Annotated in this window: 19 protein-coding genes and 1 tRNA gene; 8 read left to right on the plus strand and 12 right to left on the minus strand. The window is 55.6% G+C overall.

Annotation, left to right across the window (positions count from 1 at the left end):
• Both VLY20_12490 and VLY20_12495 read right to left on the minus strand, forming a co-directional pair.
• Positions 1 to 1,728 (minus strand): hypothetical protein (locus tag VLY20_12490; GenBank protein ID HUK57463.1); only part of this gene is annotated, 1,728 nt, incomplete at its 3' end.
• Positions 1,729 to 1,941: 213 nt separating this feature from the next.
• Entirely contained in the window at positions 1,942 to 4,350 is a 2,409-nt protein-coding gene (locus VLY20_12495) for an AsmA-like C-terminal domain-containing protein (GenBank protein ID HUK57464.1), read from the minus strand.
• A gap of 430 nt (positions 4,351 to 4,780) precedes the next feature.
• On the opposite strand from VLY20_12495, the gene VLY20_12500 reads away from it, so the two are divergent.
• The 3 genes from VLY20_12500 to VLY20_12510 all read left to right on the plus strand — a co-directional run bounded on the left by VLY20_12500 (position 4,781) and on the right by VLY20_12510 (position 5,802).
• The gene (locus VLY20_12500) at positions 4,781 to 5,005 is read left to right on the plus strand and encodes a toxin-antitoxin system, antitoxin component (protein HUK57465.1); all 225 of its coding nucleotides are present in this window, start codon (positions 4,781 to 4,783) and stop codon (positions 5,003 to 5,005) included.
• 2 nt (positions 5,006 to 5,007) lie between these two features.
• The gene (locus VLY20_12505) at positions 5,008 to 5,283 is read left to right on the plus strand and encodes a type II toxin-antitoxin system RelE/ParE family toxin (GenBank protein HUK57466.1); all 276 of its coding nucleotides are present in this window, start codon (positions 5,008 to 5,010) and stop codon (positions 5,281 to 5,283) included.
• A 189-nt stretch (positions 5,284 to 5,472) separates the two neighbouring features.
• Complete coding sequence (locus VLY20_12510; GenBank protein HUK57467.1) at positions 5,473 to 5,802, plus strand: hypothetical protein; 330 nt, start codon at positions 5,473 to 5,475, stop codon at positions 5,800 to 5,802.
• A gap of 69 nt (positions 5,803 to 5,871) precedes the next feature.
• Here the strand turns inward: VLY20_12510 and VLY20_12515 are convergent, their stop codons facing one another.
• The 4 genes from VLY20_12515 to VLY20_12530 all read right to left on the minus strand — a co-directional run bounded on the left by VLY20_12515 (position 5,872) and on the right by VLY20_12530 (position 8,011).
• On the minus strand, positions 5,872 to 6,291 hold the full coding sequence (locus VLY20_12515; GenBank protein HUK57468.1) for a hypothetical protein: 420 nt from the start codon (positions 6,289 to 6,291) through the stop codon (positions 5,872 to 5,874).
• A 42-nt stretch (positions 6,292 to 6,333) separates the two neighbouring features.
• Complete coding sequence (locus tag VLY20_12520; protein ID HUK57469.1) at positions 6,334 to 6,633, minus strand: hypothetical protein; 300 nt, start codon at positions 6,631 to 6,633, stop codon at positions 6,334 to 6,336.
• Between the two features lie 89 nt (positions 6,634 to 6,722).
• Positions 6,723 to 7,811, minus strand: a complete 1,089-nt coding sequence (locus tag VLY20_12525) for an AAA family ATPase (GenBank protein ID HUK57470.1) — start codon at positions 7,809 to 7,811, stop codon at positions 6,723 to 6,725.
• Positions 7,808 to 8,011 carry a hypothetical protein gene (locus VLY20_12530; GenBank protein HUK57471.1) on the minus strand — a complete coding sequence of 68 codons (204 nt, stop codon included), beginning with the start codon at positions 8,009 to 8,011 and terminating at the stop codon, positions 7,808 to 7,810. The genes VLY20_12525 and VLY20_12530 overlap by 4 nt, the downstream gene beginning before the upstream one ends.
• A gap of 342 nt (positions 8,012 to 8,353) precedes the next feature.
• Between VLY20_12530 and VLY20_12535 the strand changes: the two genes are divergently transcribed.
• Positions 8,354 to 9,160 (plus strand): hypothetical protein, encoded by an 807-nt coding sequence (locus VLY20_12535; GenBank protein ID HUK57472.1) that lies wholly within the window; start codon positions 8,354 to 8,356, stop codon positions 9,158 to 9,160.
• 1,144 nt (positions 9,161 to 10,304) lie between these two features.
• On the opposite strand, the gene VLY20_12540 is transcribed toward VLY20_12535, so the two are convergent.
• Both VLY20_12540 and gltX read right to left on the minus strand, forming a co-directional pair.
• A tRNA-Gln gene (locus VLY20_12540) sits at positions 10,305 to 10,378 on the minus strand.
• Between the two features lie 44 nt (positions 10,379 to 10,422).
• Positions 10,423 to 11,856 (minus strand): glutamate--tRNA ligase, encoded by a 1,434-nt coding sequence (gene gltX, locus VLY20_12545; protein HUK57473.1) that lies wholly within the window; start codon positions 11,854 to 11,856, stop codon positions 10,423 to 10,425.
• Between the two features lie 166 nt (positions 11,857 to 12,022).
• Here gltX and VLY20_12550 point away from each other — a divergent pair, with 166 nt between their 5' ends.
• Genes VLY20_12550 through atpF form a run of 4 tightly spaced genes read left to right on the plus strand, consistent with a single transcriptional unit; the run spans position 12,023 to position 13,882 of the window.
• Entirely contained in the window at positions 12,023 to 12,253 is a 231-nt protein-coding gene (locus VLY20_12550) for an AtpZ/AtpI family protein (protein ID HUK57474.1), read from the plus strand.
• Between the two features lie 14 nt (positions 12,254 to 12,267).
• Entirely contained in the window at positions 12,268 to 13,122 is an 855-nt protein-coding gene (atpB, locus tag VLY20_12555; GenBank protein HUK57475.1) for a F0F1 ATP synthase subunit A, read from the plus strand.
• Between the two features lie 20 nt (positions 13,123 to 13,142).
• Positions 13,143 to 13,373, plus strand: a complete 231-nt coding sequence (gene atpE / locus VLY20_12560) for an ATP synthase F0 subunit C (GenBank protein ID HUK57476.1) — start codon at positions 13,143 to 13,145, stop codon at positions 13,371 to 13,373.
• A 5-nt stretch (positions 13,374 to 13,378) separates the two neighbouring features.
• On the plus strand, positions 13,379 to 13,882 hold the full coding sequence (atpF, locus tag VLY20_12565; protein HUK57477.1) for a F0F1 ATP synthase subunit B: 504 nt from the start codon (positions 13,379 to 13,381) through the stop codon (positions 13,880 to 13,882).
• 4 nt (positions 13,883 to 13,886) lie between these two features.
• On the opposite strand, the gene VLY20_12570 is transcribed toward atpF, so the two are convergent.
• Genes VLY20_12570 through VLY20_12585 form a run of 4 tightly spaced genes read right to left on the minus strand, consistent with a single transcriptional unit; the run spans position 13,887 to position 18,130 of the window.
• Positions 13,887 to 14,558, minus strand: coding sequence for a hypothetical protein (locus VLY20_12570; GenBank protein ID HUK57478.1), 672 nt, complete (start codon positions 14,556 to 14,558; stop codon positions 13,887 to 13,889).
• Entirely contained in the window at positions 14,555 to 15,409 is an 855-nt protein-coding gene (gene larE / locus VLY20_12575) for an ATP-dependent sacrificial sulfur transferase LarE (GenBank protein HUK57479.1), read from the minus strand. The genes VLY20_12570 and larE overlap by 4 nt, the downstream gene beginning before the upstream one ends.
• 20 nt (positions 15,410 to 15,429) lie before the next feature.
• The gene (locus tag VLY20_12580) at positions 15,430 to 16,803 is read right to left on the minus strand and encodes a pitrilysin family protein (GenBank protein ID HUK57480.1); all 1,374 of its coding nucleotides are present in this window, start codon (positions 16,801 to 16,803) and stop codon (positions 15,430 to 15,432) included.
• 7 nt (positions 16,804 to 16,810) lie between these two features.
• Positions 16,811 to 18,130, minus strand: a complete 1,320-nt coding sequence (locus VLY20_12585) for a pitrilysin family protein (protein ID HUK57481.1) — start codon at positions 18,128 to 18,130, stop codon at positions 16,811 to 16,813.
• Positions 18,131 to 18,153 lie beyond the last annotated feature (23 nt).

Below are 18,153 nucleotides of genomic sequence, written 5' to 3' on the forward strand. Positions count from 1 at the left end.
CTGCAGGCACCGCGCGATTTCGGGAAGTGCCTCCTTTGCATGAAGGTCCTTTAGCACGACCAGCATATTTCTGACGACATACCACTTTGGGTTCCTGAGTCGTTTCACGGCCAAAGGGATCACCGCCGGTCCGCATTGGACGATCCATTCCAAAAGGCGTTTCCGTACCGACAAATTCTCTTCCGTCTCCAGAAGATCCAGAAGCATGGGAATCACGTCGGCGCCGGCCAGGTCTCTCATGTGGCCGAAAAGGTCGGCGATCCGCTCGTCTCCCTGTGCATGGTAGCTCTGAAGTAGGCGTGTGAGGACCTCCGGTTTAATGAAATTTTTTATTTCCTTTTGAAGAAACGAACGGCTTTCCGGATCGACCGATCCTATTTTTTGCGAAAGGAGAACCAGCGTTTCCTGCAGCACGGCGTGGGTCTTATCACCCAGTCCGTCCGTCAGCAAGCGATTCATATGCCGGATCAGGGTTTGGTACTCCGGTTGAGTGTGAATGGGCCCATCCAGGAGCTCAAGAATGACGAGGGCCAAGTGTTGATTGACCGCCTCCGGATCGACCGCGCTTATCTCGGGACAAGGAGAGGCTTGCTCGCCGGTATTTTTATGGGTCAGTTCCTGGTCCAGCAGGGACCGGTAAGACGAAGGATAATAGGCCCGATTCGCTCGATAGGTCAGGAGTTCCTGATACAGGTCTTGGCGGTTCCCCAGCTTTGAGGCGAGCATTTCTTCGACCCGTTGGTTTTCAGCCGAGAGAACGGTAAATTTATTCAGCAGACTCAACATCGGAGCGGAGATGTCCTGATTCGATAATTGGATCTGGTTCAACATTTCCAAGAGCGCGGGTTCGGGTAAGAAGTCCATCAACTCTTCCAACGGGGCTTCGCCGTTCTGCGTCTCCTCCACCGAGATACGAAAAATCTGTTCTCTCACATCGGGCTCAAGGTTGGACAGCAACGTGGATAACTCTTGATTGAGATGGGTCCGTTGCTCGGCCGTGAGGACGTGATTTTCGGCCTGCTTGTTCAGGTATTTCACAATGGTCCGTTCATAACTTTGTGATCCTTCGCCGTGTGCGCGGCAGAGCCGATTGATGAGTTCCGCAAGATGGTCCGGATCGGCTTCTTCCTCCGAATCGGTGTTGAGGATCTGCTGGTCGGCCTCGGGGTTTTCCTCCATTAATTGTCTTACCAGACCGCGCCACACTTCTTTTCCCTCTTGCTCTGTTTTTTCTTGCTTGGCCTGATCGCCGGTTTCCTTGTGGCCTTTTAGAGCCTCGCCGAAGCGGATCAATTTTACCTGGATGGACGGGGCTTCCTTATGCAACTGGGACACCATCCGTTCCCGTTGCTCCGGGACCTGTCCACGACCTTCCACAAGCAGTCTCAAAAATTGGAGGATCTCGTCTTTCGTGAGCCCCTTGAAAAAGGTTATCCCGGCCAGTCCAAACTGATTCAATCCCCGGGCCAGTTCATGGATCACTGGATTGCGGGTGGAGAGCGTGCTGCCCTGATAGAGAAGTTCGTGACGGGTGATACCAAACGTCACGACATCGACAAATTCGAAGAGAGCGTTGAAATGCTTCTCGAGGTTTTCTAAAAGACCGGGAACGATCGTATGTGAGAAGGAGTAGAGCGCCAGCTTTCGAATGGCCACCTGGAGCTCCATCAGGACGTTCACGATGTAGCGAGGATCGATGACCGGCACCGATCGGGAGGATTCTTCCAAGGGCGTACTTCCTTAATTTATAGGTTTATCTTGAATCTATGAATAAGGATAGCGGAAATACAGGTACAGTCAACTGGGACCATGTCTCAAGAATCAGTCAAAATGCGGCATTAGGAGATTCAGGCAATGGAATTTTTCGGAGACGGAGTGCCGAATTGACCGGAATGGACATGCGCCGTGACTTGGCCCCGGGAAAGCGAGGCGGCGGTTAGATCAATGCGCTGGGGCCGACCCTGTATCTGTACTGTGTCTGCCGCCTGTCCGGTCATCGTTTTTACGGCCCGGAAGTACGGGTTCTAATATTTTAAACGGGGCTCCGAGCGTCCGTTTCATGAGACCGGTCAGTTCTTTAGCGACCGCGTCGGGCGAAACGGCCGTTACTTCCGGTTGGTCGATGGAGCCTGTGATGCGAATCGGGATACTGATCAACGAGCCGGCCAGGATGTCTTTGAGCAATGGAATTCTCTTGATCACGACATCGGCCGTAGTGAACGGAGCGGCCAGCACTGTGAGATCCAGCGTCCTGTCTGATAGTCGAACGGAACCCCGTGCTGCGAGATTGACCACCGGACTGACGAAGACGGCTTCGTCGAATGACAGAGTGCCCTTCTTTAGGGTCCCGCGAATCGCCAGCGACTTGTACGGGATGCCGTCGCGTTCCGGGCCGGGGAATTTTCCTCGCAGGAGATCGGTGACGTTGAGGTACGTTAAGATCCGCACGACGACCGAATCCTGAAAGACGCGTCCATCCTTGGCCTTGATGGCTACGATTCCGTCGAGCGTGTCGAGCAGTGTCTGACCGAATCCCGATGCGCTCAGGGCGCCCGAAAGATTGAAGGTTCCCGCGATTCGGTGCTGCACGATCCCGAAGCATGCCAGCGTCGATTCCAGGTTCTGACCGTCGGCCGACGGCTTGATTGCGATCCGCGTTTCGGTGGCCGCGATCGTAATCAATCCCGGAAGATTCACGCCGCAGACCACCGCTTCATGCAGGGCGATGCGGAGGGGAGTGGATCCCACCGAGATCTCCAAGCGGACCGGGGCCGCGGTCCAGTGTCCGATCGTAAAGGAAGAGGCCGCCAGGAGGACGGTCGCTCGGGGAAGGATCGGCTCCCGCACGGACGGCGGCGACCCGTTACGGTTGGCGTCCGACGCGAACAGCCGGGCCAATGGCTCCCAATCCAATCCATCGGACGTCAGATTCAACAGCCATTGGTCGGGGGCGGCTGTGATCTGGCCGCGCACGGTGTGCGGCGTCGCGCTCAGCCTAACGACAACTGGATCCAGTGTCAGCGTTTTGTCTTCTGCTCGCAGGATGACATGGTCGATCAGCACAGGCACCCGAGTTTGAAACGGAAAAACAAGCCGCTCGCCCTCCAATCGGCCCTGCGCGGTGGAATCCCTGGGATGATCAAGCACGACTCGGGTTCGGAAATCACCTTTCAGCCAGCCGAACTCGACGCCCCGTCGTTCGAATAGACGACCCAGGGTCGCTTGCGCGAGATTTCCGGTAAAGGACAGGTCCAATACTTTGTGCCGAAAACTCAACGCGAGAAGCGCCTGCGAATCGTTGTCCCGCACACGCAACCCGTGGACGGTGAAATAATCCGGACCTCGTTCGAGGTTGAATGAAAGGGAAACATCATGCTGCAGGGAAGCCGAACCTTTGATCCGCGTTGATCCGCCGTATTGCCACAGCAGCCGGACCTGCGAGAGGAACACGGGGGCATGAATCACCCATTCCGCAGGCAGAGCAGCCGCGGTCCGAATCCATTGCACCGTGTCGTAACCCACGGTACCGGCCATGATAACCTCGGCCGCGGGTTCCGCCGACAGGCCGTCCTGGATTCGGCCGGAAACGTTGACGGCCGCGTCCAACATCCGCACCTGACTGTCTGAAAACGATATCATCCGCGGGCGAGCATCGAAGGACCCGATTCGAATTCGAACCGGGCCGGGACCTGTCGCGTCATCGGTAAGAACCGCCTCAACACTACCGGTGATCCGAAACGCCCGAGCCGTTTCGAACGCGTCCGAGCCCCCGGCGGGCGTTTCAATGGGCAAAAACACAATCCGGCCATCGACGTCCCGAAGCGTTAAGAGAATCTGGCGGTTCTGGTTTATGGTAAACCTACCGTGCTGGATTTGAATCTCCAGGCTCGGAATTTCGGAAGCCACCACGCCCAGCAGGGTCGCGATGGATTGTTCCTCCGGGGCGCCGGCAGGTGTTTCGGTTCCGTTCGGGGATGGCCTCGGGGGTTTCAGGGCCAGCGTGATCTCGGGGCGGTCGAGCCGGACATTCTCGACCCGAGGTTGTCCTCTGAGCAACGGCCACAGCTCGAAATTAATGTCGATGGATCTCAACGTTGCGGAGAAGCTCCCGGGAATCGAAATCGATGGAGCCCGGATGACGACCCGCGGCCGTGGAAAGATCGAGAGTCGTACATCCTTATAATGCAGTTCACCGCCGAGTTTCTGCGATACCGTTGTTTCGATGTGGTTTTTTATTGCGTCTTGATTGATGATTCTCGTCGCAAAGAACTGCAGGGCCGCCAAGAGTAGCGGGAACAGGATGAGGGAAATCAAAATCCAGAGGGCGATCCGTTTGAATGATCGACTCACGTCAACCCGATTTTGTCATGGGGGAGATCGACCTGGTCTTGTCCGGACCTCAGTGGATTACCCTGGCCCGGCGATCCGCGGGGTCGGGATTGGGACCGTGAGTGAAGATAAGGTTGTTCGGGTGGAAATCTCACCACCGGCTGAAAAGAATTGGCTGGGGGACGAGGGGTCGAACCTCGATAGACAGAGTCAGAGTCCCTCAAAGCCTCATAATGAATAAAAACGATTGAGTGTGATTGTATGCGATGCTTGCTTGAGGTGTCAAGGAGTTAGACCTTGCCCATTGACGACGGAGCGCGATTCTGTTATACCGGCAACCGTGACCAAAACCGTGACAGAACCGTGACTAAAACCGTGACCAAAACCGGAACTGAAAACTTGACCTGGTGTGTCGTAAGTGTTACACTGAATTAAATGGAGGTTGCCAAACATGCCCACTAAGAATCCCCGGGTCAACGTCGTGCTGGAGAAGCCGCTCTATCGCCGGATTGAGCATCTGGCCAAACGGGATGGGATTTCCCTTTCCTTAAAGGTGCGGGATCTGGTCAAAGAGGCACTGGAGATCGAAGAGGATCTGGCCTTGTCCGTCCTGGCGGAGAAGCGGGAGAAGACCTTCCGCCGATCCACCGCGCTCAAGCACGATGAGGTCTGGTAGAGGTGGCCTTCACCCTTCTCTACCATGCCGAGGTCAAAGAAGACACACGCCAGCTTGATGAACGGCTGAAAAAGCGCATCAAGACGGCTATCGAGAATCGCCTTACGACGGCTCCCCACCAATACGGAGAACCTCTGAGAAAGACCCTCAAAGGGTACTGGAAACTTCGAGTCGGTGATTATCGAGTCGTCTACAAGATCATGGGAAATGAGGTCTGGATTTTAGGTATCAGCCACCGCAAGGAAGTTTATGAGAAGATCGAAAAGAGGGTTGGATGACGGACAAGATGAGCCGCGACGAAAAGAAAGCTGGTCTTAGATCAACCGTCCATCCATTTCGAACTTGTAGCGAAGTAGACAAGGGATTATTGATTCTCAACGATGACGGCGATATACTCCTTACCGAACCCGCGCCGGAGCCAACTGCCTTTGCGCGCGGACCGCATCGGCCAGAAAGGAGCTCTCTCTATGCGTAATCTTGCTGTCCTGGTTGCCTTATTTTTAGTATCTTGTGCCGGTGCAGGTGGACTCAAACCATCTATCTATACTGCACCTCCAAGTTACCTGGAATCTTTTCCTCTCGGCTCGGTTACCGAGACAGAAATGACATTAAAGTCAGGCCCTCCTGATAAGATAATTGAGATTGAAGGGAAACGTGCCGTTGTTTACCAATTAGGTGAAGGACATGGGTTGAGGACGTTTACTTATATCATTGAGGGGGGTGTTATCACTGACGTCCTTTACAATGATAACGGACCCTACAACGGCTCTACGGCTAAACAGATGCAGAAACGATAGAAAAAATTCAATTCATGAATTGTGGCCTTACCAGCTCCGAAAATAATAATCGTGGCCTCGTTGAACTTCCTAAAGGCTCCGGCCGGTGGTGGGGTGTACTTGGTGAGTCGCGGTGTCTAATCCAAGATCAGACGCTTTGATAGCACCGCACTCGATGAGGATGAGTGCAATTTGGCGGAGCTCCTCAATTCGCTCTTGGATGGTGCGTTTGTCCACCGGAGGGGGAGGTGGGAGAGTAAGACCGCCGGAGTGTTCAACCGACTCTTTAGGCCTCCCCCAGATCCGGTCCGCTGCAAAGCGCAGCGCCGCCCCCGGATCTTCTTTGCGGAGTTTCTCGAAGTCATCGATGGCCGCCCCGGTTTCTTCCAAATAAGACCGGAGATAGCTCTTGAGCTTCTTGGCCTCTGGGGAGTCAGGAGGGCGTCCTGAGCTTTTAGGGGCTTCGCCCTTCTTCCAGTCCCGACCGCCTGTTTTCATTCCCTTTGCCATCGGCTTTTATCGGCTTTTCTTCCGTCTGTTGTGAACCCCCGGTCAACATGTTCCGTAACGTCTCATCACTTCCGGCAGTGCATTTAGCTCCCGTAAGGTTTCCGCGATTGACTGTCCACCAGCCCACCAGTGAAAGCGGAGATCGGCATCAAATGGAATCACAAGATCATTGTTAGCCCTCAAGAATGGCATGGGGTGTTTAAGCGGTTGGATCAAGCCCAACCGAACAAATTCCATCGCCTTGGTCTCATCTTTGGGAATGAAAACGTCCCCTGGCCTAAATACCTTCGGCCCGGCGGGTGTCTTGATCTTCAAGGTCCGAACGGCCATGAATTTGACCATCTTCTAAAACCTCCAAGTTCGTGTCTGTTAGATCTACCAGCTCGCTTTCGGGTTGTTTACCTTGTCCTACGCCCTGGGTAGGGGACAGGTTAAACAAGGTCCGGTTCGGGTTGTTTACCTTGTCCTACACCCTGGGTAGGGGACAGGTTAAACAAGGTCCGGTAGAACTTAGAACCCCGTTCGGCGTTGGATTTCCAAAAACCTCTTTCTTCTCCCTCTCGGAGAAGACCGAGAATAGCGTTACGGCCCAGACCGGTTTTATCCTTGACCCGTTGAACTACATCCGACTGATTAGGCGTATTCCCGGTTTGTTCCATCTCCCGGATGATCTGCTGGACTTCGCTATATCTTGCGTTGTTTTCTTCCCGCTGGGAATTTTTGAGGTCCTGAGTGATGTCAGTAAATATCGGGCCGTCAGCCACCTTGAGAGTGAGTTTAAAATCCGAAAGCCACCGATGCTTTGTGGACCGGATTTCCAAGATGGTGGTTTCCCCTTCCCGTTTCTTTTCCATGCTCAGAACAACGTCAACTCCTGCTCCAAGTTCGGACGACCCTCGGTAGTCCTTTGCGGTCTCCGCTTTGCCTCCGTGATGAAGAACCAAGACAGAAGCCCCGTGTTTCGTTAACGCCCGTAACTGCCCGGTGATTTCGGCCATATCTGCGGACGAGTTCTCGTCTCTTCCCTCCATAAACCGCTTGAGGGTATCAATCACAATCAGGTTAAATTCTTTAGAGGCCAATTCCATGAAAGGTCCGTTCAAAGCGAGAGGGGGTGGATCATGCCACCAACACCAGACATGGAGATTCTCGGACGACCCGATTGACCTAAGCCGCAAAGGTAACAGGTCCGGCGGGTTCTCAGCATCAATGTATAAGACCGCTCCGGTTTCCGTCTCCCTGTTTAAAAATGGTTTTCCTTGCGCCACAGCAAAAGCGATGTTCAGGCTCAGGAACGTTTTATAAACTCCTTCACGAGCGCAGAGCATGACCACCGACGCCGTGGGGATTAGGCCGTGAACCTTCCAGGGGGTTTCATCTGGGGGCCTGAGTTTGTGAGATGGAACCCAAGGGACTGTTAGATTTCCCACGTCTTGAGGCTTTACGTGGTCCAAATACGTCTGCCGCTTTGCAGGTTTCTCCGGAAATAATCGCTCTGCGACTTCGCGCCGGTCGGTCATCGAAGGGCCTCCTCGATCACTTCCAGCCGTTCTAACAACCAGTGATGGGGCCTGTCTTCAAGAATCAAGCGCATCCGTAGGCGCGCTCTTTCCCGCTCAAGCTCAGCGCGGGAGAGCGCAGCGAGATCCCGGTGCGTCCATTTGATCCAGTCCTCCTCGGACCGCAACGGGTTGGGGATCTTGTAGATCTCACCGATCATTTCCTATCCCCGGTCAATGCGGGGCGGTAGCCCTCTTTAACCAGCCGCTCTATCTCAGACAGGGGAATACGCACTGAGCGGCCGATTTTGACGAAGGCCACACGCCTCAGAAAAATGTCTTTCCTCCACGTAGCCGCCTTCCGGCCCGTCACCTCTTCAGCCTGAAAAACAGTCAACAACTTCTCATCACTCTTAATCATCGCCGACCTCGCTTCAGTTTTTTCTTGATTTTTCCTAAAGGTGATCTTATACTATTTTTTGTTACCTGTCAAAACTACATTATTAGTTTCATCGACGGTGGATGGAAGGCAAATTAAACCTTACTTGGTAACGGAGATTTTCATGGCCCGGAAGAAAAAACCTGACAGGAGGCGTTTAGGGGCTCAGTACCGGCTTAGCACTCCGTCGGTAGAGCTGCTGCGGTGTCTGAACGACGGGATAAGGTTTATTCATAAGGAAGACCCGCGACAGATTAAGCTAGTGACGGATGGTAGATCTCGGGCTTATCTTCATGTCCCGGCGTACCAACCCTCCGGGACGGAGGAGAAACCCTTTCGGGAGGCGGTGAAGAAGATTGCTACGGCCCTGCGGCAAATTACAAGCCCCTCAGGCGTGCATTCTTTTTATGCTCTAATTAACCAGCATCTCCGGGACGCGGTTTTTCGGCTTGAGCCTCAGGCGGTCATGAGTGAGGAATTGCGTAAGAGGGTTCGTACCAAAGAGGGTCCTCTCGAAGATTATTTTCTTAAGCGGGGTTATACCGAAGAGAATTCTCGCAACAAGATGGTGGCTCTTCTCCGGAAGGGGGTCTATACCGAGGCGACCCTCCATTTCGCCCACAAAAGTTTCAGGAGCTTTCCGAGGCTTGAATGGGTCCCCGAGTTCAACCCGGACAGACCCGTCGGGTATCTCTGGGGATTGGCGGCGTGTCTGCTTCAGGACATATCCCAGCACCCAGAACGACTCAAATCATGCCAGCATTCGATTCGGGGAAAGCCTTGCTCCCGTCTCTTTTGGGATGAGGCCAAGAACAAGAGCCGGAAATTTTGTTACGACCCGGAGTGTTTGAAGGATTACAAGAGAGAGAAGGTCGAGCGATCAAGGAAGAAACCACACAAGGAGACTCAACATGGCAAGAGCAGGCGGTAAGGATCGGGGGATCTTGGAATGGCCCAAGGGGTCTGGTAAATGGTGGGTAAGGATCTTCGTCAATGGCCGAGAGAAACGCTACAGGGCGGACAATAAGACTCAGGCCAAGGCTCTCTACGGTCGGCTGAGGGCCGAGATCCGTGAGGAAAGGTTCTTCCCGGAGAAGTTCTCTACGACAAAAGAAATCACCCTTCGGGCATGGATTGAACGATACCTCGAAGGTTCTACCAACCGAAGCCTTGTCAACGAAAAGCGATACGGCCGGTTCTGGTCCTTGCTCCTGGGTAAACGCACCCTGTCAAGCATCACGACAGATGATCTCCGGCGGATTCAAGCCAAGATGAAAACCAGAGAATGGGTGAAGGTCAAGATGGCAGGCAAGGAGAAAGTTAAAATCGTCAAGAGGCATGCGCCAGCCACTATCAACCGTCAATTTTCATTCCTTCGTCATGTGCTTCAGATTGCCGTGAGGGATGGGAAGATAGGCCGGAATCCCGTCAGCGGGGTGAAGTTCTTCCCGGAGTCGAACCGGACGCGGTTTCTCTCGGATGAGGAGGTTAAGAGCTTGAAGGCCGTCATGAACCCGGACAACTTCAAACGGGTTGCGTTTGCGATCAATACCGGGCTTCGACGGGAAGAACAGTTCTCACTTCGATGGGATCAGGTCGGCTGGGAGAGCCGGACACTCACGATCCCGCTTCCCAAAGGCGGCAAGACCCGGCATGTTCCTTTGAGCGATGCTGCGCTTTCAATTCTCCGGTCCCTTGATACCCTGGACTCTCCGTGGGTCTTTCCGAGAGAGAGCAACCGGCTTTTACCCGGCTCTGCCGATTCTTTCGTCAATCGGAAGTATGCACCGGCTCTACGCAAAGCGGGGATCAAGGGGGCTTGCTGGCACACCTTGAGGCACACAGCGGCCAGTCGCCTTGTCATGGCTGGTGTGGACCTGTACGCGGTCAAGGAGATCCTCGGTCACCGGGACATAAAGACCACCCTTCGTTATGTCCACCTTGCGCCGGGATACCTCCATCAAGCGGTCAATCGAATAGGGGCCGGGATGGAAAATCAGGATGGAACCGTGACTAAAACCGTGACTGACGGAAAGGCCGAGGAAGTTGAATCTTCACAACCCATTGAAAAGAATTGGCTGGGGGACGAGGGGTCGAACCTCGATAGACAGAGTCAGAGTCTGTCGTCCTGCCATTAGACGATCCCCCAACCGTCTTACCTTAATTATAATAGAAATGGCAAAAATACGGGCTTCATTTTGAAGCATCGGGCGGGATCATGTCAATCGCTTTCTTGAGACGTTTGAGAGTGGTGTTTTTCCCGAGTATCTCCATCACCTCGTAAATTCCGGGACTGACGGTCTGGCCGGTCAGGGCCACGCGGACGGGCTGGGCCAGTTGGGCCAGCTTCAGTCCTTTCTGGTCCAGCAGTTCTTTAAAGGGTTTTTCCAACTCCGGCGCGGTGAAGGCCGTCACGGCCTCGAGCCGGTTCACGAGGTCGGTCAAAACCGGACGGATGTCCGGCGTTAAAAATTTTGCCCGGGCCAGTTCATCAAAAGGTATCTCCTCTTTCAGGAAATACGCCGTTCCCTTCGCCAGCTCGATCAGCGTGCGCGCGCGCGATTTGACCGCGGTGACGACCTGATCCAATACGCGTTCCTCGATCGTTTCCACTGAAAGCCCTTGCCCTGACAGAAACGGTTTGAGCAGACTGGCCAGCCGCCGGCCGTCGGCCTGATGGATATAATGGCCGTTCAGCCAGAGCAGTTTTTCCGGATTGAAAACGGCCGGAGAAGAGACGACCTTTTCCAGGGAAAAATTTTCGATTAATTCCTCGCGGCTGAACACCTCCTGATCACCGTGCGACCAGCCCAGCCGCGCGAGATAATTGATGAGCGCTTCCGGGAGATAGCCCTGGTCATGATATTCCGTAACCGAGGTTGCGCCGTGACGTTTGGAGAGGCGGCTCTTATCCGGACCGAGGATCATCGACAGATGCGCGAATTTCGGCAGGGAATACCCCAGTGCATGATAGATCTGGATCTGGCGCGGCGTGTTGTTGAGGTGATCGTCCCCCCGGATCACGTGCGTGATTTCCATCAACGTATCATCCACCACGACGCCGAAGTTGTAAGTCGGAACGCCGTCGGAGCGGAGCATGATCAGGTCGTCCATCTGCGCGTTGTCGAATTGAACGCGGCCCTTGACGAGGTCTTCCACAACGGTTTGTCCGGTTTGCGGGGCCTTAAAGCGGATCGCGGCCGGGAGGCCCGGAGGCGGGCCCTTGCGATCCCTGCACCGTCCGTCATAACGCGGAATGAGCTTCTTGGCCTGTGCTTCCTTCCGACGCGCTTCCAACTCCTCCGGCGTGCAATAGCAAAGATAGGCCTTGCCCTCTTTCAGGAGTCGTTCGGCATGCTCTTTATAGAGGGGAAGCCGGTCCATCTGCCGGATCGGGCCTTCATCCCAGTCCAGTCCCAGCCAGCGCATGCCGTCGAGAATCGCCTGGATGGATTCTTCCGTCGATCGCGAACGGTCGGTGTCTTCGATCCGAAGAATCAACGTTCCCTTGTTGTGCCGCGCGAACAGCCAGTTGAAGAGCGCGGTGCGGACACCGCCGATATGGAGGTAGCCGGTCGGGCTGGGCGCAAACCGGACGCGGACTTTTTCGTTTTCCGTGATCGTCATACGCCGGATTATGGCATGGTCGCTGGGATAAAGTAAAGATGAGCTGTGGCTCCGGACGATCCCGGGCCCGGTATTCGATGCGCGCGTCGCACAACTTGCACCTTGACAAGGTTCGACATTTCTGGTTAGATAACAACTTTGTTTGCCCACGTTCGGTGGGGAAGCTATGGCGGATCCGCAGGATCCATTTCGTCAGGGATTGTCCTTTGCGGCCCGGATCGGCGTCGAGTTGGTTGTCTCGACGGTGGTGGGCGCTTCTCTGGGGTACCTGTTGGACGCCTGGTTGGGAACGCGCCCCTGGATCATGGTTGTGGGTGTCTTCCTCGGGGCGGCGGCGGGGTTCCGCAGCATTTATCGAATGGCCACGACCGGCGATCGATCCGGAGATATGAAATAACGTTAGGCTGAACCATGGAAAATCCGCTTGATCATTTTGTACTCCACCCCTTGATCCCGATCCATCTCTTCGGGTTCGATCTCTCGATCAACCAGGCCGTGGTGATGATGTGGGTCGTGGTGGCGGCCGTTTTTCTTTTCTTCCAGACGGCCGTTCGTTCCCGTCAATTCGTGCCCACGAAAGTTCAGGGCCTGGCGGAGATGAGCGTGGAGTTCCTGCGCGGTCTTGTTTTGGAAAATATGGGCGAGCAGGGGATGCGCTTCTTCCCGTTCATCGTGACGCTGTTCTTCTTTATCCTGTTCGCCAATCTGTTGGGACTGATTCCGGGCACTTATACGATTACCAGCCAGATCATGGTGACGGCGTTATTTGCGATCGTGGTCTACATCACCAGCTTGGTTGTGGGATTCATGGTACACGGCCTTCATTTTTTCAAGATCCTGGTGCCGCCCGGCACGCCGGGCTGGCTTCTCCCGTTGATGTTACCGATCGAGGTGGTAAGCCAACTGGCCCGGCCCTTGACTTTGGCCGTCCGGCTCTTTGCCAACATGACGGCGGGGCATACGATTCTCATTGTACTTTTTGGGATGGTAGCCTCCATGAGTTTCGGGATCGGCTGGCTCCCCGTGGCTATGGCTATCGCAATTCTCATACTTTCCAAAAACATGGCACCAAAACAAAAAGTGATAACCTTGCTTGTTGGGTCGCTACTCACTATCGTATTGTCGATCTATTTCGGGAGCGGTTGGTTGCCTTTTATCGCTGCCGGTTTGGTCTACGCTCTTGAAGTGTTCATCGCGTTCATCCAGGCATATATTTTTACGATCTTGGCCACCGTGTATCTCGGCGATGCCATTAAACTTCACTGATTGAAAGGAGAGAAAATATCATGGATGCAAACGCAGCAGCGTTGTTGGGAATGGGATTGGCCGCGGCCGGATTCGGCGGCGCGGGGGTCGGTATCGGGTACATCTTCGGTAAAATGATCGAGGCCGTGGCCCGGCAGCCCGAGGCCGAGGGCAAGGTCGGAAAATATATGTGGATCGGCTTCGCGCTGGTCGAGGCGATCGCGCTTTACGGTCTAGTGGTGGCCTTCATCATCTTAGGCTTGAGGAAATAAGAGCCATGCCGCAGTTTGACACGCATTTTCTGTCTTCCCTGCTTTTCTGGTCGGTGGTTTCCTTCGGGATCCTTCTTTTTCTGCTCCGGCGCTACGCGCTTCCCGAAATCGTTGAGATGCTGGAGATGCGCGAGAAGAAAATCAAGGACAGCCTGGAGCAGGCCGAACGGCTCAAGCAGGAGGCTCAACAACTCCTCCAGCAGTACGAGGCCAAGCTAAAATCCGTTCATGCGGAGGGCCGGGAAATCCTGGAAACGGCCCGAAAGCAGGCCCAGCAGCAACTGGAGGAAAATGAACAACGGGTGGAGCAGGAAACCCGTCGGATGCTGGCCGAGGCCCGGTCCGAGATTCAACGGGAACAACAACAGGCCGTCCAGGAAATTCAGCGCACCGCGGTGGATCTGACTTTACTGGCGGCCGAAAAGGTCTTGGCCCGCAGTCTGACCGATGCGGACCACCGGCGGCTGGTCGAGGAGGCCTTGCGGGAAATCGCCCAGTCGTCGAAATGACAATTCAGTACGGACTCATGCTAACGAACCCCGATGGGGGCTGCAGAAGCACCAAGTCAACCTGTCCCACCTGAACGTCTTGAAGATCGATAACCGCGAGCGTGGAGTTGGGCTGATAGTAGGCCACGCGAAGCGGCTGTCCATTCAGATCCGGGGCTTCCCACAGCAAGGTATAATCCGAGCCGAGGTCGGTCCGGCCTTTGATCGAACGGACGAGCAGGACCAGATCGCAGGAGTGCCCATCAATGGTGTCCTCTCTCAGAAGAATTCGCGATTCGATAAGGTCCGGCCGTTTCTCCATGGGGATCAATCCCTCCCGCTGGGCCTTAAAGGACAAGCGGCTGGAAATCGGCGTCTCGAAATAGATCTTGTCCGCCGTGTAGATGCGATACTCCCTCATCTGTTTGTAATCCATGATCCAGATCTCGGGGGGGTCGGTTTCGGTATGCTCATACCGAATGGCGCGTCCGACCCGATAAATTTTCACGGTGGAGAGCGAGCGGTGGCCGCTCCGGTCGATCAAAACGGTTTGAAGTTTAGCGGAAAGATCGGGCAAGCCCGCGGCCGTCGGAGAAAGGGAGGCCGTTTCCGAGGCGGGCGCGATGGCGGGCATCCCAACGGTCAAAACGACGGCGATCGTAAAGGCGATACGGGTATCGGTGATCGAAGACGTCATGGAAGCGCTTCCGGATTCAGGCCTCCTTGTCGGTAACCTTGGAGATCGAGCGTGACAAATCGGAAGCCGGTTTCCTTCACGGCGGCCACCACCCGTTCGCGAAGCGTTGCATCGAGGAGCCGGTCGAGATCCGCGGCCGACAACTCGATCCGGGCCACCTCCCCATGATCGCGCACCCGGACCTGCCGGAACCCCTCTCTTTTTAGAGCCTCCTCCGCCCGTTCGATTCGACCCAAGCGTTCCACGGTGATCACCGTTCCAAAGGGCACGCGGGAGGACAGGCAAGCCTCGGCCGGTTTATCCCAATTGGGAAGCCCGATCGCCCGGCTCAAATGCCGGATCTGGATTTTATCCAGGCCGGCTTCGACCAGAGGGCTACGAACCCCGAACGCCTCGGCCGCCTCAAGCCCCGGTCGGAAATCCTTCAGGTCGTCCAGGTTGGTCCCGTTCGCCAGCCAGCGCAGGCCCAACTCTTTGGCCAGACGCGTTCCGTTCGAATAGAGGTCGTGTTTGCAAGCGTAGCATCTCCGCAAACCGTTCTGGTGGAATTCCGGATGCTCCATGGCCTTTGAAGAAATCAGGTGGTGCGACACGCCGATCTGACGCGTGATTTGTCGGCTGCTTTCCAATTCGGAAGCCGGCACGGTGGGGGAGACGGAGGTCGCGGCGGCGGCCCGCGCGCCCAGAACGTCGTGGGCGATTTTCAAAACCAACGTGCTGTCGATTCCTCCGGAAAAGGCAACCAGAACAGAATCCATCTTCTGAAAGATGTCCTGCAATCGCTCAAGGTTTTGGTGGGTCTGCGTGTCCATATTTATGGCGGAACTCGCGTCGGGATCGGCCGCAGGCATCAACGGAGGCGACACGAGGTCTAATTTTGCCGAATCTTGGCCTCATCCTGCTTGGCGACGACGACCAGCGCCAGATGATCCGGGTCGATGTATTTTTGCGCCACCCGTTGAACATCCGTTTTGGTGACCGCCCGGATCAGTTTGGGATAGCGCTGGGCATAATCCAGCCCGAGGTTGTAAAACTCCGTCTGGGCGAGAAAGCCGGCGATTTTTTCACTGGTGTCGGTTCGAAGCGGAAAGTTGCCGATAAGAAAAGCCTTGGCATCTTCCAGCTCCCGATCGGTGACGGGCGCGGTCCGGATCTTCCGAAGCTCGGCCAGGACGCCGTCAATGGCCTGCTGAGCCGCCGCGTTCCGGGTCTGGAGGGAGACGGCAAAGCTTCCGGGGAACGCACGGGCGTCGAAACGGCTATAGATGCTGTAGGCGAGTCCTTGATTGTCGCGGATGTTGCTCATGATGCGCGACGAGAAGCCCCCCCCGCCCAGGATGTAGTTCATGACGGTCACGGCGTAGTAGTCCGGGTTTTTTCGGTCGATTCCAAGATGGCCCAGCATGATGTTGGCCTGCGTCAGATCTTTGTCGATCAGCTTGACGACGGGTTTCTCCAGGCCGACGGCCGGGGAAACCGTCACGGCCGGGATCGGTCGCTGGGTCCAGGAGCCGAAATAGGTCTTGAGGAGGTCCAGAGCTTCCGATTCGGTGATGTCGCCCACGATGGTCATGATCGTGTTGTTCGGACGGTAGTACGCCTCGTAGAACCGGGAGACGTCGTCGCGGGAGATCGCCGGCAGCGTCTGTTCCGTGCCCTCGGCGGGACAGCGATAGGGATGCGCACCGAACACGATCTGATTGAAGGCCTTTTCGGCCACCACCTCGGGCTGATCTTTCTCGGAGAGGATTTCACCGAGAATTTCCTGACGCTCGCGGTCCAGCTCCGGCTCGGGAAAAGACGGGTGAACGAGAATGTCGGACAACAGGTCCAAGCCGGTGTTCAGATCCCTCTTCAACACCCGGAGCGAGGCGGTGGCGTAATCTTCACCGCCGCCGACGGAGAGGCCGGCCCCGATGAAATCGACCGCGTCCGCGATCTGGGTGGCGCTTCGCGTGGCGGTTCCTGCTTCCAAAAGCTCCGCCGTCAGATTGGCCAGGCCGGCCTTGTCTTCGGGGTCCAGAACGGAGCCGGCCTTGACGATCATCTGGATGTTCACGATGGGAAGGGCGTGGGCTTCTTGGATGACGACGATCAGGCCGTTGTCGGTGACGACCCGTTTGGGCGAAAAATCTTCGGCCGGCGCGGCTTCGATCGAAACGGCCCGGCACAAAAATACGATCGTTCCCCAAAAAAACAACCGGACAAAAAGATCGGATGCGGCGCGGATTCGGGAATTGACCATAGGGAATCTATTCCTTGTGAGGCTGAGGGATGAGAAGGCCCGCGGTCCGGTGATCCTCGATCAGATACGCCTTGGCGACGCGCATCACATCTTCCTGGGTGACCTTCCGGATGTTTTCGACATACGATTCCTGATAGGGATATCCCGCCCCCACCGCTTCCGCGCTCCCGATCTGCATGGCCTGATAGAAGTTGGAGTCCTGCCCCATGATGAAAGCGGCCTCGATCTGGTTCTTGGCCTTTTGGAGTTCCCGGTCGCTGACCGGTTCGGTCGTCATCCTTTGGATTTCGGCATACACCGCTTTCTCCAGATCCTCCGCGCTTTTCCCGGGTTGAGGAATTCCGTAAACGTAAAACAGGTCGGGATTCGCCGACAAGTTCGGGTATTCCCCCCCGACATCGAGGGCGAGTTTCTGTTCGTAAACCAGGCTGCGGTAGAGGCGCGAACTTTTCCCGGTGAACAGGATATTGGCCAGGACACCCAGGGCATAATTGTCCGGAGCCGAAAAATTGGGAACGGGGTACCCGGCAAACACGAACGGCAGTTGGGCCTCCTTTTTGATCACGAAGCGCCGCTCGCCGTTTTGTTCCGGCTCGACAATATGAAAAACCGGGGCCGGAAAGCCCTTCGGGACGCGGCCGAAAGTCTGCCGGATTCTGGGAAGCAGCTTGTCGGGGTCGATATCCCCCACGATGACCAGAATCGCGTTGTTGGGCGAGTAATACCGTTTATAAAAGGCGGTGACGTCGTTTCGCTCCAGACTGTTCAGATCCGTCATCCATCCAAGAGTCGGGGCGTGGTACGGATGGACCAGAAACGCCATGGCGTACAGGTATTCAACGACCAGGCTTTGGGGGTCGTCGTCCGTCCGGAGCCGCCGCTCTTCCTCGACTACGGCTCGCTCGAGCTGAAACTCCCTGGCGTCGAGGAGGAGGTTCGTCATCCGGTCGGATTCGAGATTCAAGGCCAGCCCGATCTGGTCGGCCGACAGATTTTCGAAATAAGCGGTGTAGTCCTTTGAGGTGAAGGCGTTTTCGGTCCCGCCGACCTTGGCAATCATCCGTGAGAACTCCCCCTTGCCGTATTTGGGGGTGCCCTTGAACATCATGTGTTCCGTGAGATGGGCGAGCCCGGTTTTTCCGGTGACCTCGTTCCGCGAACCGGCCCGATACCAGATCTGGACCGTCACCACCGGGGCTTTGTGCTCTTCAACGAGGATGACCTTGAGCCCGTTTTCGAGGGTGTGGGTCTGAATCGTCCGGGCCCGGGCCGGAGAGGATGAAAAAACCAGAAGCAACGTGAACAAGAAATAAAACAAGATCGGCATACGAACCATCCTAAACAAGAGTC

Source organism: Nitrospiria bacterium, assembly GCA_035517655.1.
Classification (GTDB): Bacteria; Nitrospirota; Nitrospiria; order JACQBZ01; family JACQBZ01; genus JACQBZ01.

Excerpts from the sequence above, each read along its gene's own strand:
- VLY20_12510 (HUK57467.1), top strand. The coding sequence starts at position 5,473 with ATGCGTAATCTTGCTGTCCTGGTTGCCTTATTTTTAGTATCTTGTGCC.
- atpB (HUK57475.1), top strand. The coding sequence starts at position 12,268 with ATGGAAAATCCGCTTGATCATTTTGTACTCCACCCCTTGATCCCGATC.
- VLY20_12500 (HUK57465.1), top strand. The coding sequence starts at position 4,781 with ATGCCCACTAAGAATCCCCGGGTCAACGTCGTGCTGGAGAAGCCGCTC.
- atpE (HUK57476.1), top strand. The coding sequence starts at position 13,143 with ATGGATGCAAACGCAGCAGCGTTGTTGGGAATGGGATTGGCCGCGGCC.
- VLY20_12530 (HUK57471.1), bottom strand. The coding sequence starts at position 8,011 with ATGATCGGTGAGATCTACAAGATCCCCAACCCGTTGCGGTCCGAGGAG.
- VLY20_12550 (HUK57474.1), top strand. The coding sequence starts at position 12,023 with ATGGCGGATCCGCAGGATCCATTTCGTCAGGGATTGTCCTTTGCGGCC.
- VLY20_12525 (HUK57470.1), bottom strand. The coding sequence starts at position 7,811 with ATGACCGACCGGCGCGAAGTCGCAGAGCGATTATTTCCGGAGAAACCT.
- gltX (HUK57473.1), bottom strand. The coding sequence starts at position 11,856 with ATGACGATCACGGAAAACGAAAAAGTCCGCGTCCGGTTTGCGCCCAGC.
- VLY20_12580 (HUK57480.1), bottom strand. The coding sequence starts at position 16,803 with ATGGTCAATTCCCGAATCCGCGCCGCATCCGATCTTTTTGTCCGGTTG.
- VLY20_12570 (HUK57478.1), bottom strand. The coding sequence starts at position 14,558 with ATGACGTCTTCGATCACCGATACCCGTATCGCCTTTACGATCGCCGTC.
- VLY20_12585 (HUK57481.1), bottom strand. The coding sequence starts at position 18,130 with ATGCCGATCTTGTTTTATTTCTTGTTCACGTTGCTTCTGGTTTTTTCA.
- VLY20_12515 (HUK57468.1), bottom strand. The coding sequence starts at position 6,291 with ATGGCAAAGGGAATGAAAACAGGCGGTCGGGACTGGAAGAAGGGCGAA.
- atpF (HUK57477.1), top strand. The coding sequence starts at position 13,379 with ATGCCGCAGTTTGACACGCATTTTCTGTCTTCCCTGCTTTTCTGGTCG.
- larE (HUK57479.1), bottom strand. The coding sequence starts at position 15,409 with ATGCCTGCGGCCGATCCCGACGCGAGTTCCGCCATAAATATGGACACG.
- VLY20_12520 (HUK57469.1), bottom strand. The coding sequence starts at position 6,633 with ATGGTCAAATTCATGGCCGTTCGGACCTTGAAGATCAAGACACCCGCC.
- VLY20_12535 (HUK57472.1), top strand. The coding sequence starts at position 8,354 with ATGGCCCGGAAGAAAAAACCTGACAGGAGGCGTTTAGGGGCTCAGTAC.